This is a genomic window from Paenibacillus sp. JJ-100, from assembly GCF_948329825.1.
In the GTDB taxonomy this organism is placed as follows: Bacteria; Bacillota; Bacilli; order Paenibacillales; family Paenibacillaceae; genus Paenibacillus.
Genome location: NZ_CAOJCM010000002.1, coordinates 1,247,265 through 1,260,470 on the forward strand (window position 1 = coordinate 1,247,265; position 13,206 = coordinate 1,260,470).

The window sequence follows — 13,206 nt, forward strand, 5'->3', positions numbered from 1 at the left end:
TTACACTTGATTTTTACGAGCGTTGAACCATAACGGCACACGGAACAAAATATTAATAAGCAACACAACAAAGATCAGCACGGCTGTGGACTTCTGCGCAATCTGCTCCGCATCCGGCACAATAGCCTCGGACTGGATATACCACAGATGTACAGCAAGCGTTCCGCCTGGAGATAACAGATTGAAATCCCACATCTCACCGGACGTTGATACTCCTGCGGTCAGGATAATAACGGCACTTTCACCAAATGCACGACCTGCGGTCAGACAGATGCCTGTCATGATCCCGTTTAGCGCAACAGGCAAAACCACCTGCCGAATCGTCTGCAAATGTGTGGCTCCTAGTGCAAACGAGCCGTTACGAAGCTCAGTCGGAACCGCACGAACCGCTTCCTCCGTTACTCGTGTCAACACGGGCAAGTTCAAGAATGCAAGACTGACCGCAGCCCCAAGAATCGTTAGACCAATCTCGAAATACTCGACAAATAGGGCAATCCCGAACAAACCAAAAATAATCGATGGCACGGACGACAGTCCTTCCACACAGATACGTACAGTCTCAATCCATCTGTTGTTTGGCGCAAATTCAGCCAGATAGATCCCTGCTGCAATCCCGATCGGAATGGAGATCAGAAGAGATAGAATCAGCACATAAAAGGAATTGAACAGCGCAGGGCCAATGCCTCCGCCTTCTTCAATCTCACTAGGCACACCGTACAAGAAATCCCAGCTGAGCATCGGTAACCCTTTTTGCAGCAACAAAAACAACAATCCCACTATAAATAAAATGACAATGATGCCAATGCCCCACACCGTTCCTGTAAACAGCCGATCCATCCATGCCGAGGACGCTCGCCGTTTGCCAAAGGAATAGGTGGAAGCCGGACTACTCTCTCTCTTCACGCTCACAGATGACGCCCCCCTCTCTTCTGCAACATTCTCACGGCAACAATCATCAGGATCGAGATCGCCAGCAAGATAAAGCCCATCATGTACAAGCCATGATTCCAGATCGAATCAAATTCTACACTTGAAATCTGCATGACAATGTTACTAGTCAGTACAGACGTTGGCGTGAACAGACTGCTCGGCAGTTGTGCGGTGTTACCAATAACCATGACTACCGCCATCGTCTCTCCAATGGCGCGTGTCATGCCCAGAATGACCGCATACATGATGCCGCCTCTTGCCGCAGGAAGCACAACGCGGGTAATCGTTTGAAAGCGATTGGTACCAAGCGCATACGCTGCATCCCGGTATTTGTTCGGTACAGCTGAGATCGCATCATCACTAATCCGACTGATGGTCGGAAGCACCATGATCGTAAGCACGATAGCCGCTGCCAGCAGACCATCCGCCAGATCACGTCCGCTCAAATCCCTAAGCCATGGGATTAACACTGTCAAACCGAGGTAACCGTACACGACGGACGGGATACCCACGAGCAGATCCAGCACGGGACGTAACAGGCGACGAAGCCACTTCGGTGTCATCTCTGCCAGAAATACCGCAATGATCACCGATAAAGGAATCGCTATTAGCATCGTAAGTCCTGTGAGCGCAAACGTACCTAGAATAAAAGTCAGCGCACCGTAGTGCTCATTTTCCGGATCCCAGTTCGTAGAGAAGAAGAACTCTTTGAAAGAGACGTCTGCAAAAGTCAAGACACCTGTGCGAAGCATAAGCACCAGAATACAGAACAACACGAGGCAGACAAAGGCCGCGCTGCTAATGCAGAGAACACGAAACATGCGGTTAGACCACCGGAGGCGTGCTTTACGGTCAAAACGTCGTCTCTTCTCAGGCGTTTTGCCAAGGCCTGAACCCAGCTCATTCGGAGCGGGTCGGTTCGCCGGTGGATTCATTTCCATCATAGAGGAACCTTCCTTTCACATAGAGAAGCCAGCTTGGCGACCACGCGCGGAAGCTGGCTATCCCTTTCATATGAATTGCAAATGCAGGTGTTGAAGTCTGATCTGCATCAGACTGAACGATTTATTTCACGGCTGCCAGCGGAATGAATTTCAGCTTTTTCAGGGAACCGTTCTGGAACTTGCTGCTTTGAATGTATTCAATGAATGCTTTCGTTGCACCCGTTGGTTCACCTTTCGTCATGTAATATCCGATGCCCCATACTTTGTACGTTTTGTTCAGGACATTTTTCTCTGTTGGAGCCACGCCATTAATGGACACAGCTTTCATTTTGCTTGTTACGTATGGCAGGTCGATATAACCAATCGCATTAGGTGTCGTTTCGATTGTTGTTTTCATGTCTCCGCTTGATCCAACTTCTTTGTAGTTGTCACCTTTGCTCATGAAGTCTTTACCTTCGAGTGCTTTTTGTTGGAAGTTAACGCGTGTACCTGATCCGAACTTACGGTTAACCACAACGATTTTACCGTCTGAACCGCCGACTTCTTTCCAGTTGGTTACTTTGCCAGAGAAGATGTCCTGCAATTGTTTCGTTGTCAGATTCGTTACACCTACATTTGAGTTAACTACCGCAGTGAAGACCGTTACTGCTACCGGGTGCGCAACCTGTCCATCGAATTTTTTGAATCCTGGTACATCTTTGGATGCATCCCAGTCCACCGCGCCAATGTCAGCGATGCCTTTACGAACGGATTGTGGGCCCGTAACGGAACCTGCAGCCGATGCTGAGATTTTAACTTTGGGATTGTCTTTCTTGAACTCACTTGCGGCTTGCAGCGTCAGTGGAAGCAGTGCAGAAGATCCATTGATGACAATCTTGCCTTTCTCTGTGCTTTTGGCAGCCGATGCTGTCATTGCACCTCCGAGTCCTCCAACCAGGGATACAGCCATCAACATCGCTGTGAAAGGTTTAATCCATTTTTTCATTGTAAAAAGCTCCTCTCGAAATTAAGAATTTATTTTATTGCAATGCATTTTTATTTCAGTTCATTTCTTTATTGAATTACGTTCCGGTTATCTCAAATTCTCATCTATACATCGCTTTTTTACTTCGTTACCGCTCTCCAGCTACCATCCGCTTGTACCAGCACTTGTCCGTTCTCAACGACAGCAATCTGTGAACCCTTCACCACGATCGATGATACGTCAGAAGAGACCGTATAGAGTTTGGATTGTTGACCTGTTACGGTATCGATGGACAGAATTACGCTGTTCTTATCATCCTGTGCAGCAAGCACATATAGCGTACTTCCTGACAAAATTGCTTGTTCTACATCATTCTCGTTATATATAGTGACTGGCTTCTGAGATGCATCTACGGACATAAGTGAAGCATTACCATCTTCAGATGGTACACTTACATAGTAGGCTTTCTGTCCATCTGCCGAATAGATAAATACTTTATCATCGGTGGATGTTGTCAATTGAGTTGCTTCCTTTTTCTCAGAGTCGTTGTTATATGAAAATAATTGCTGTTGATTTGCCGAAAAATCAATCTCAACATTGTCTTCATCGACGTTGGTCGAATCCGCCGTTACTTTACCCAGTGTGGTCACACTATAGATGAATCGTTTGCCACTTGTAGATACATTCAGGTTTTCCTTGTAGTCTACTTTGTCTTCCACCAGCTTCGTAATGGAGCCGTCCGCTAGGTTCAGATTCGCAATGACCGAACCTTTGTCTCCTTGCAGGAAATAGATCGAACTTTCATCCATAGACCAGACCATCTCTGGCTTGATGCTTGTGTCATTCGTAATGAGTTTGGAAGCCTTTGTTTTCAGATCAATTACGTATACGGCTCCCTCTGCATTGGTATAAGCGGCTTGATTACCGCTCGGTGACACAACAAGGTCTGAACCGCCTTCGGTCGTTAACAACAGTTCATATTTTCCAGTAGCTGTATTGACGAGGTAGTCACTTCTGCCCTGATCATCGTTTTGGGACACGATAAGCCCATCCGTGCCGGCAAAACGCGGGTTCTCTGCTGCTTGCAACAGAGCAATCGTGCGGACTTCAAGCTGACCGTTTCTCAGCTCTACAGTACCTCCCACGCTAGATACTAGCGGACGAAGTGCAACGTAGCTGGTTCCGCCGATGACCGTAACAGGTTGGTTCAAGTTTACCTTGGTACCATCGACATCAAGTTGCTTGGACTTGTTCTGTAAGCTGACCGTGTGGCCATTCAATTGGATCACCGTTGTACCGTTAACCATTTCGGATTGCGCTTCCAACGCTCGGATGACGTCACGAACAGCTACTAATGTTTCTCCATTTTTCACAATGGAACGTACAGTCACACTGCTACCATTTATGGTAAACGTGGAGTTCTTCACCTGAGCTGCACTCGAACTAGCTGCAGGTTTTGTTGCAGGAGCAGCCGATACTGCATATGCCCCAGAGGTTGTTAATACTGTGGCTACCATGGACACGACTAACACTTTTTTCATTGACATTGGCTTTTGTCACCCTTCTTTTCTCCAGATATCCTGCCTGATATTGCTGTGCCCTGCTCGGTATACTTGCATGTATCGTCAATATGAGAGCTTGTCCGCCTCATCCCCCCAAACCGTCCACGTTCATAGTAAAAATGACCTATCACGTTTGTAATTATAGGAGCGATTTGTAAACGGAAAATATTGGAATTGTTAGCGTTTTGTCAATGTTTTCATGTCAACACATGCATATTGTAAAAAAAGAAGTAGGTTATTCGTGGAGCTCTGAATGGAACAATAAAATAACCCATACTAAACGTATGGGTCTCAGGTTCTTGTATGTTTTTTGAAGTGCTCTGAGCACATGTCCATCGGGATGGTTTCGCACCCATATCCCCTTCTAAAGCTCCGTCTGCATATTTGATATGTATGTGTCGCCAATAAATCTATTTTAAGATGATATCATCTGTTCTTTTCGCGTAGATGATCTCACGAATTATCTTCGACCGGTTCCACACGATGAATTTGACAACCTCTCCTGATTCCATAGTAATCTTGATTCCATTAGGAATGATCCCCAACGTTTGATGCTTTTCGATTTTGGCCATCCCCCACAGCTCCATCTGAACCCAATCTGTCTGAATGTTCAGACCATGCGGAACAAAAATGAGTCGCTGGTTTGTCAGATACAGCTTGCCTCCCACACCTTCGAATTTTCTTAACCAATTGGCTTGAATGTTTTTAAAAATAACATATTCATCTTGGCGTAGATCTTCCATCGTTACTAGTCTCCTTTTTATTCAGCTGAACGTAATCTTGTTGTCACTCTTCCATATTATAGGGCGAATCTCCCAATTAAGGAATCATTCTTTGCCATTAAAAAACCGATCCTATTTTAGAATCGGTTCGTTATCCAAATACTAATTCAGCTTATGATCTCCTCTACTTTTAAACCAGTCTACTGCCATCATCAGCATGAATATACAGAACGCAAAGATCAGCGGCCTGACGAGCGTTCCCTCTCCGAAAATAAAATAAGCCATTACGAAATTCCCGATAAACGTTAACGTATTATTACAGATATTGTCCATCCTCTTCAACTCCGTCTTGAATTAGACTTATAACCTTTGAAGATATATCGTTTCAACTTGACCATCATTCCATTGAATCTGTACGGGGATAGGAAATTGCTCCATATCCAGAAACTTAGAGCCTGAAGCATGTTTAATATCACGCTGCGGATTAGTTCTATAATAAATGTACTCCGTTTGCTATTTACAAATAAATACTTTATTGTAATCATCCATTATAAAATAGATTATATTTCATATCAAAAAGAAGGAAGTGATCAATCATGTCGAACAAACCATTAAAAATCTCAATTTGTATTATAGTTATATTTATTTTAGCAGTAGTATGTTATCAAAGGTTTCAAAATGGCTTTAGTGTAATTGATGTTATCCATCTCTTTGAGTGGATAACGATATACATCTTGCCGTGGATTTTTATTTTTTGGTTCATTAGATATGTCAAAAAGAAGTAGCTGTAATTTAATTAAAGAGACCTTGGGACATCCTCTCACTACCTCTAGGAGAGCGGATACCTATAATAAATAACAAACCAAAATAATAATAGTTACAATTTTACACAAAAAAAGAATAAAATCGATCATCAATTTAGACCGATTTTATTCTTTTTCTTGATTAACACTCTTGTAATAACTCCCTATTCCTTCACACTACCAAGCTGCAGTCCGTGTACAAAGTATTTTTGTAAGAACGGATACACAACCAGGATTGGCAATGCTGCAACGATCGTAATTGCTGCCCGAATGGATATCGGCGTTACCATGTTACGTGCTTGCCCCATATCGGCCCCGCTGGATACTGCGGCACTGCTATTGGTGTTCATCGATGAGGAGAGCAACTTCATTAATTCGTACTGTAACGTACTCAGATTTTGCTTGGAAGACGCATACAGGAACGTATCGAACCAAGAGTTCCATTGCCCTACTGCAATGAACAACGCGACAGTTGCAAGTACAGGCTGACACAGCGGTAAAATGATGGATATAAATGTTCTGAAATCGCCAGCACCGTCAATCTTGGCCGACTCAATCAATCCTTCTGGCAACGTCTGGATATACGTACGAATCACGATCATGTTAAATGCGCTAATCAAACCTGGAATGATGTATACCAAAAAGTTATTGAGCAAGTGTAAGTCTTTGATCAAGAAATACGTTGGAATGAGACCTGCGCTGAAATACATCGTCATGACGACGATAATGGTAATCGGCTTGCGCAAAATATAATCTCGTCGGCTCAGAGTATAAGCCAGCATGGAGGTCAGGAACAAGCTGAGTACAGTACCAAGTACTGTTCTTGCTACAGATATTCCAAATGCTTGGAATATTGTTCCGCCTGCAAATACAGCTTTGTAGTTTTGAGTGGTCCATTCCCTAGGTAACAGGTAGATTCCACCCCGAATGGTATCATTACCTGCATTAAATGAAATAGCCAGTGTATTCAAAAATGGATATAAAGTAACCACTGCAATAAAGATCATCAGCAAGCCGTTAAATGTATGGAAGACAATCGGCTCAATCCGAGACTTGTTTATTCCCATCGATGTGTCCTCCTCATATTAATCGGTCTTCGCCGAATCGTTTAGATATGGAATTCGCCGCAAATATCAACGTTATACTCACGACGGTTTTAAATATACCTGCGGCAGTAGCCAGTGAATAGTTACCAATCTGCAACCCATATTTCAAGACAAAAATATCAATGGTCTGAGACCAGTCTACAACTACACCATTTCCGAGCAAGTATTGTACTTCAAATCCGGCTTCCAGAATCCACCCCATGTTCATAATCAACAGTATAATGACGATGGACTTGATACCAGGCAAGGTTACATACAACATCTTCTTATAGCGGTTGGCTCCATCAATCTCCGCTGCCTCATATAGTGAAGGGTCAATTGAAGTAATGGCCGCCAGATAGATGATCGCATTCCAGCCAACCTCTTTCCAAACGTGCGAAGCACCGACGATCCCCCAGAAGTACTCGGGTACACTGAGCCACATAATAGGTTCGCTAATGAACCCCAGCTTCATCAGTACGACGTTGACAATCCCGCCATCTACAGATAAAGAACTGGCTACAATGCCTGTTACAATAATCCATGACAAGAAGTGAGGCAAATACGAGATCGTTTGAATGGTCCGTTTATACAGTTTGTTTTTGATTTCATTCAACAGAATCGCAAAAACGATGGCCGTTACAAAGCCAAGAATCATGTTGATCAAACTCATTGCGATTGTATTACGAAGCACGTTCAGAAACGCGTCGTCCGTAAGCAGAAACTTGAAGTGCTTAAGTCCGACCCACTCCTGTTGCGAGAACTTCTTCGCTGGACTGTAATTCTGAAATGCCATTACCCAGCCCCAGATTGGATAGTACGAGAAAACCAGAATATAAGCAACGATGGGCAGAGACATAAACATCAGTTGTTTTTGACTACGCAGCCGCTTCATCAGAGGCGTCTTGGTAGCAATGGTTGGAGCAGATTGTTCCTGTATGGCTCCTGGCGTGTTCGCCATCCTTCACTCCTCCTATCAACATAAGCGGTATCTGGAATTGGATCGCTGGAAGACACAGGAGCATCATCGATCTGATGCTCTTGTGTACCTTCCAGAATGACCCAATGGCCGCCTTTATTTATTTCACAGTCCAGTTCTGAATCCGCCATTGTAATTGCTCGTTAATCCGGTCTTCATACGCTTTCACATTAATCTTCTTGTAAGCGGCTACATATTCATCCCAAATCGAATCAAATTCGTTTGTTTTGGACATGATCGCTCTAGGCAAATATTTCAATGACGTATCCGTCATTTGTTTGTTAGCTACCGAAGCATCTGAACCTTCCTTCAGATCCACTTGCCATGCTGGGTAATACACCGGATTTTCAGGAGCAGGTGAGAAGAAATCACTCCACGTTTTGAAACCGTATGCATCGAGAAGTTCTTTATCCTCCGCTTTCAAGCTGTCATAGAATTCCTCAGGTTGGTTGGTTGCTCCAATTGCGTTACCATCAGAGAACGTACCTTCCATTTTTGGTGCAGCACCATAGAAACCTTCTGCTTTGTTAGCGAGTTTCCATGCCGGGTCTTCCTGTTGAATACGTTGTTCAGGCGTACGATAGAATCTTCCTTCATCGTTGACCATGTAGTCTACGCCTTCCTCACCCCAGGACAAGAGTTTCTGATACTTCTCATCCATCAATGCATCGAGGAATTTCAGAATGGCAACAGGGTCTTTCGCATCCTTACTGATACCAAAACCGTTGTTCAAGTTAATCACTGGACGATCCAAGTAATGGTCCCTGATACTCGTGTCGTAAACCAGCGGGAAACCAACATACGTTTGACCTATTTTATTCTGAGCTACGAGCGGGTCCTCACCTTGCTGGAAGTTCCAGTGCTGGTCAAACATCCCGAGAACGCGGCCGGAAGAGATTTTCGCCAGATATTGGTCAAAGTTCTGAACGAAAGCTTCTTTATCGAGTAGTCCTTCGTTATAGAGATTATTCAGCTCTTTATAGTAACGTTTGGATATATCTTTATCAGCGAATACGGTTGCAACACCTTGTTCATCTACAACGACGCCGCCGTCATTCGGATGACCTGTCAAGTGCTCTGGTGGATTGAGGAGAGGAAATGTTCTCCAGTCAGAAGCCAGTGTTGTGAAACCAATCGTTGGCTGACCATCCTCTGTCGTTGGATGTTTTGCAGCATAATCACGAATCAATTTCATGTATTCATCCAGTGTTTTCGGTGTTGGATATCCGGCTTCTTTCAGCACCTGCTTTTGAATCCAGAACGCAGGACCGGAATAGTAGTTACTGATGAACTCACCCGTGTATACACCGTAGTTCGGCAACCAGTAGATATGTCCATCGCTGGAATCCTTCATCCGTTCCCAATCCTTGGCATAGTGCTTTTTGAGGTTTGGTGCGTGTTGCTCAATCAGATCTTCTAACGGAATGACCGCACCAGCCGCAACCAGTTTAGTGTCTGCTGTGATCAGATCCGGATAATCTCCGCCCGCAACCATGACACCCAGCTTTTGCTGCAAGTCACCTACCAGGAACTCCATGTTCAGTTTGACACCTAGCTCTTCCTCGATCTTTTTGTAGATCCGGTTGTCCGCTGTTGGTGCCTGATTTGGTGTTCCGATAAACGCGGAGATGTTTAATACTTCCTTACCATCGGGTGTCGTCGTTTTAGCCTCTTCACCGCTGCATCCTGCAAGTGCGAGAGTTAATGCCAGAACGAGAGAAACAGAACCCCAAAGTTTCTTTTTCTTCAATCCCCCCATGTATTGCGCCTCCTTGGAAGTGGTTTGCCTTACTATCTTTATTATGAAGAAATGTATGCGGTTTCAAAATAAACAGATTTAAGCATCGCCCCCCCTTAATTGCAGGAGGTCCTATAACGCGTAATATCGCCTTAAGCATGCTTAAGACGATACTCTGCCGGTTTCAATCCTGTTCTCCGCTCAAACTGCTTTAAGAAATGCTGGTAGCTTTTATAACCGACCTGCTCTGCAATAGCGCATGAGGCATCACCCGATTCTCGAAGTAGCCGCATGGCCTCTTCTATCCGTAAATCATGTACCATATCCAGAACGCCTTTGCCATACTTCCGCATAAAAGATTGACCCAGATGTACCGGATGCATGAAAAACTTTTCTGCCAGCTCTTTAATTGTAAAAGTATCCCTGAAGTGCTGCTGCAAATACTCAGCCACCATCGCCTGTGTTCCGCCCAACTGTTTTTGCCGAAGAGATGTTACCGCAGCCTGACAGGTCAAGCAAAACTCTTCCAGCATGCTCGCTGATTCTTCAATATTTCGGTGATATCGATGATCGGGAAGAAAAGCCTTATTCTGCACCAAATCTTTTGGTTCTCCTCCAAGTTCCTTACACAGAGACAAGCCACGAAATAAAATCTGAGTCATAAAGATATGAACAAATTCAGGTGCTGTTTTATGAATTACAAATTGAGAGAAAGCTTCCTTGATCGACATCCTTAATTGTTCCGGGGAACCTTCCTCCAGATGTTCCATAATAAGATCCACTTCACGAAGAGACTCCGGATTGAATCGCAGTCGTTGTTCCTGAATATCTTCGGCGAATAACAGATTCCCCTGATGTAAAAACAGAAAACGCTCCGTTTCTGCAGCCATGCTTCTGGATAGAGATAAGGCTTCCAATTGCTGTACGGGCATACCTACGGCAAGTTGCACTCCGTTAGAAACGGTATCATGTAATACAGACAGCAGCTGCTCCGCAAAATGCCGATGGCTTTTTCCTTCCAAGTCTTCTGGGACAGAGGATACCTCGCCCCACACGATGCCGCAAGCATTCTGTTCATTCTCCACCACATAACAGCACGCTTCACGGCTTACTACCTCATGAATTGTGGAACGAATCAGACCCGAATCAGCCCGCTGAAATTTCACTCTTACATACGTCCACTTATGAGCTTTCTCATATAATTGAGCTATATGGTGCACCATGTCCTGTTCATTCTCAACTTCCTTTCCGGTTGCCAGTGCAGACAGAACAGATGTGATCTCCTGAACTTTGGCCTGCTCACGTACAGACTCCCGTTGCTGCTTCTCCTTCAATTCCTTCGCGAGACGCTCAAGCATATCATCGGCTTCCACAGTGTCCACCGGTTTGGTCAAATAATTGCATACGCCCAGACGAATAGCCTGCCTTGCATAATTGAAATCGCTATAACCACTTGTAATAACAAACATGGTAGAATCATGCCCCAGACGACGCGCTTCTTCAATTAATTCCAGACCGTTCATTGCGGGCATATGAATATCGGTGACGACCAGATCAGGCTTGCTAGTACGTATCGCTTCTACAGCCTCTTCTCCGTTGGCGCATATGCCATTAATTTCAAATCCAAATTTACGCCAGTCAATCAATAATTGCAGCCCTTCAATCGCAAAAGGCTCATCGTCTACCAGAAGCACTTTATACATTTTTGGTCCCCCTTGCTTAGAAGTCATAGTCTGTCCGTCGGAATGTGGAATTCCGCTTCGGTACCAATCCCTTGCTCACTACGAATGGAGAACGTTGCATCCCCATCATAAAATAGTTCTAGGCGGCGATAGACATTCCGAATGCCGACATGTGTGCCGTCTCTGGCTTGATCCGAGCGTATATCCTGTAGTAATTGACGCAGTTTATCCTGCTCCATTCCTATGCCGTTATCAATGACGCGAATAACCAAACCTGACTCATTCAGTTTTGCAGTAATATGAATTAACCGTCCGTTCTTACGTGCCTGCAAACCATGTTTGCACGCATTCTCCACCAGTGGCTGAATGCTCATTCGTGGAATATGCTTACCCTTAGCTTCCGGGTCAATGTCAAAGGTATAATCAAACAACTCTCCGAACCTGAACTTCTCAATCTGAAGATATAGCGTTGTGAATTGTAGCTCCTCTTCAAGCGCGATCAGATTGTCTGATCTGCTGAGTAGTTGTCTCATAAGCAAAGATAGACTTTTAATAATTTCCGACACTTCGGTATATCCGTTTTTGGTACTTACGACAAGCAGGGCGTTCAGCGTATTAAACAGAAAATGTGGATTCATCTGGCTCTGAAGCATCGATAACTCCGTTCGGACTTGATCCAGCTCCAGATCTTTGTGTCTGATCTCCAGTTTGTAGACATCATTAATTAAGGAATGTATCTTGCTGATCATCATATTGAATGTGCGAATTAATCCACCAATCTCGTCGCGCCCTTCTTGAATTTCAATCAGATCAAAACGTTCATTACGCACTTTCCCCATATGCCGCGATAATTTACGGATACGGTAGTGGTATGAGCGCAGAATAAAATAAATGAGTACTGAGGGTACAATTACACTTATGATTGCCAGCCACAAAATGGAATAACGTGCCTCATCCAACAATTCATCCACATGCCGCGTATCCGCAACCCCAATCAGCTTCCAGCCATCCAGATATGCCAGATTACCAAGCGGCTTCTCCAAGACATATTCGGACTTGATATCTGAAGAGGATAACCCCTCAGACGGGAAACGTGCACTGGAAACAACCGGACGGTTATTGCCATCCACAAGTTGGAGCTGCAGGCTGTTTGTCTCACGATTAAGAATGCTGAAAATCCGGTTCACTTCTAGATCAATTTTGGAATACTTCGCATAGGTAGCGTACGAAGTAAATGTCTTCATTTTTCCGATCACACTGATTCGTTTCCCACGACTAAACCCCGACTGCTCTTCATAATCAATGACTAATATATCTCCACTCGCTCGATTTAACTGCTCCAAGCCAGGGAGAGTGGTCTCCTGGTCTTTCATAACGATGTAGTGGCTACCGGTCTGAATCGTATCGTTGTTCGTGAAAATACGGACTTCCAGAATATTGGCCGACATGTACCTTGTCAATTTATCACGCAGGAAAAGATGGTACTCGTTATAGTAATCCACAGGTGAATTGTAGGTTCGGTCAAGGGCTTCGTACAAGGAATCATCGGCTGCGATCATCCGGCTTAACGCCACACTCTCATCAATCATACCGACGAGTTCACCCGCAGCTCTGTCAATCGATTTGCGCAGATTTTCTTGCTCCCGAACCTTGATATCTGCAGATGTCCTTTGATAAAAAAACAGATTAATCGCAATAATCGGAAGAAGGATGCTAACGACATAGATTAATAAAAATTTGTATCGAAGGGGGATATCATTGACGGTACGAAAAGTCCATTTTTTTTTGTGCACATGA

General features: G+C 44.4%; 11 protein-coding genes. All 11 read right to left on the reverse strand.

The features are described from left to right. The 11 genes from pstA to PQG66_RS12390 all read right to left on the reverse strand — a co-directional run bounded on the left by pstA (window position 1) and on the right by PQG66_RS12390 (window position 13,202). A complete protein-coding gene (gene pstA / locus PQG66_RS12340; RefSeq protein ID WP_442955096.1) occupies window positions 1-837 on the reverse strand; it encodes a phosphate ABC transporter permease PstA in 837 nt (278 codons plus the stop codon). Between the two features lie 68 nt (window positions 838-905). Continuing rightward, window positions 906-1,874 carry a phosphate ABC transporter permease subunit PstC gene (gene pstC, locus PQG66_RS12345; protein WP_272037959.1) on the reverse strand — a complete coding sequence of 323 codons (969 nt, stop codon included), beginning with the start codon at window positions 1,872-1,874 and terminating at the stop codon, window positions 906-908. Between the two features lie 121 nt (window positions 1,875-1,995). Next, window positions 1,996-2,859 carry a phosphate ABC transporter substrate-binding protein gene (locus tag PQG66_RS12350; protein WP_272037960.1) on the reverse strand — a complete coding sequence of 288 codons (864 nt, stop codon included), beginning with the start codon at window positions 2,857-2,859 and terminating at the stop codon, window positions 1,996-1,998. A gap of 119 nt (window positions 2,860-2,978) precedes the next feature. Continuing rightward, window positions 2,979-4,379, reverse strand: coding sequence for a stalk domain-containing protein (locus tag PQG66_RS12355; RefSeq protein ID WP_272037961.1), 1,401 nt, complete (start codon window positions 4,377-4,379; stop codon window positions 2,979-2,981). A 431-nt stretch (window positions 4,380-4,810) separates the two neighbouring features. Further along, window positions 4,811-5,143: a GRAM domain-containing protein gene (locus PQG66_RS12360; RefSeq protein WP_272037962.1), complete on the reverse strand. Its 333-nt coding sequence runs from the start codon at window positions 5,141-5,143 to the stop codon at window positions 4,811-4,813. A 141-nt stretch (window positions 5,144-5,284) separates the two neighbouring features. Next, entirely contained in the window at window positions 5,285-5,455 is a 171-nt protein-coding gene (locus PQG66_RS12365; RefSeq protein WP_272037963.1) for a hypothetical protein, read from the reverse strand. A gap of 634 nt (window positions 5,456-6,089) precedes the next feature. After that, window positions 6,090-6,992: a carbohydrate ABC transporter permease gene (locus tag PQG66_RS12370; RefSeq protein WP_272037964.1), complete on the reverse strand. Its 903-nt coding sequence runs from the start codon at window positions 6,990-6,992 to the stop codon at window positions 6,090-6,092. Between the two features lie 13 nt (window positions 6,993-7,005). Further along, entirely contained in the window at window positions 7,006-7,971 is a 966-nt protein-coding gene (locus PQG66_RS12375; RefSeq protein ID WP_272037965.1) for an ABC transporter permease, read from the reverse strand. A gap of 118 nt (window positions 7,972-8,089) precedes the next feature. Beyond that, a complete protein-coding gene (locus tag PQG66_RS12380) occupies window positions 8,090-9,748 on the reverse strand; it encodes an ABC transporter substrate-binding protein (protein WP_272037966.1) in 1,659 nt (552 codons plus the stop codon). 131 nt (window positions 9,749-9,879) lie between these two features. Further along, the gene (locus PQG66_RS12385; RefSeq protein ID WP_272037968.1) at window positions 9,880-11,430 is read right to left on the reverse strand and encodes a response regulator transcription factor; all 1,551 of its coding nucleotides are present in this window, start codon (window positions 11,428-11,430) and stop codon (window positions 9,880-9,882) included. 23 nt (window positions 11,431-11,453) lie between these two features. Continuing rightward, window positions 11,454-13,202, reverse strand: coding sequence for a sensor histidine kinase (locus PQG66_RS12390; RefSeq protein ID WP_272037969.1), 1,749 nt, complete (start codon window positions 13,200-13,202; stop codon window positions 11,454-11,456). Between the last annotated feature and the right edge of the window lie 4 nt (window positions 13,203-13,206).